At 28.6% G+C, this 1,429-nt stretch carries 1 protein-coding gene and 1 pseudogene; both read right to left on the reverse strand.

Annotated features, from left to right (window positions below):
* On the reverse strand, positions 1-1,031 hold a 1,031-nt coding region (gene zwf, locus B154_RS0123975), incomplete at its 3' end, for a glucose-6-phosphate dehydrogenase (RefSeq protein ID WP_018616904.1).
* Between the two features lie 164 nt (positions 1,032-1,195).
* A pseudogene (locus B154_RS0123980) lies at positions 1,196-1,429 on the reverse strand (NADP-dependent phosphogluconate dehydrogenase); the annotation flags it as partial.

Raw genomic sequence — 1,429 nt, forward strand, 5'->3', positions numbered from 1 at the left:
TACATACGCTTTCCTGTACGAATATAAAAAGGGACACCAGACCATCTAGAATTATCGATTTCTATTTTGCCTGCGACAAAAGTTTCTGTTATTGATTTTGAATCTACGTTAGGTTCATCTTTATAGGCTAGCACTGTTTCATTATTTATAACGCCTTCATCATATTGTCCTCGTACAAAATTTTGTTTAATTTCTTCTTTTTTTAAACTTTTTAATGATTTTAAAACCCGAACTTTTTCTTTCCTAATATCGTTACTTTTCCTACTAGATGGAACTTCCATTGCAAGTAATGAAACCATTTGTAATAAATGGTTTTGTACCATATCTTTTAAAGCACCACTTGATTCGTAGTAAGTCCCTCTGTTTTCTATACCAAGCGTTTCTGAAGATGTTATTTGTATATTAGAAATATAGTTATTGTTCCAAAGAGGTTCAAATATAGTATTTCCAAATCGTAGACGCTCAATATTTTGTATCATTTCTTTACCTAAATAATGGTCAATTCTAAAAATCTCTTCTTCTTTAAATGACTTTCTTATTTGGTTATTTAATTTTTCTGCAGATTTTAAATCATCACCAAATGGCTTTTCTATAATTACTCTGCTAACCCCTTGTACATTTGTTAATCCAGAATCTTTTAAATTATTGGTTACTGTTCCAAAAAAGTTAGGAGACATTGCAAGATAAAATAGGCGATTCCCTTCTAAATTAAACTCTTCATCTAAGTCTTGACTTAATTGTAATAACTGTTCGTAACTTTCTTGCTGGTTAACATTTTGTTGTTGATAAAATAAATGATGCAAAAACTCATCAATATCTCGTGGTTTTTCAATTTGATTTTTTATTGATAGTTTAACTTGCTGCCTAAATTCTTCAGTAGTTAGTTCATCTAAACCAGTCCCAATAATAGCTATCGACTTTTCAAAATAACCTTTTTGAAATAAATTATATATCGATGGAAATAATTTACGATAGCTTAAATCACCTGTTGCTCCGAATATTGTAATTAAAGCCGAAATGTTTTGTTTCAAAATTAACGCCTTCTTCCTAATATTATTATTTAATATTGTTCACTTTTTAATTTTATATATTTTTAATTATCATAAAGAGAGCAGTAAAAATCTATATTTCTAGATATCTTTACTGCTAACTTTAATTTATTTAACTAAAAATCGCATAATAATTTGAATAAGAATTATTCTTCAGTCCACTGTGTGTGATATACACCTTTTTTATCTTTACGTTCATATGTGTGAGCCCCAAAATAATCACGTTGAGCTTGAATTAAATTAGCAGGTAAATTTTCTGAACGATAACTATCATAATAGTTTATACTTGCAGAGAAACCAGGTGTTGGAATTCCATTTTTTACCGCTATTGCTATAACATTACGTAAGTCATCTTGATAGTTAGTTATAACCTCTTTGAA

This window comes from Segetibacter koreensis DSM 18137 (assembly GCF_000374045.1).
Lineage (GTDB): Bacteria > Bacteroidota > Bacteroidia > Chitinophagales > Chitinophagaceae > Segetibacter > Segetibacter koreensis.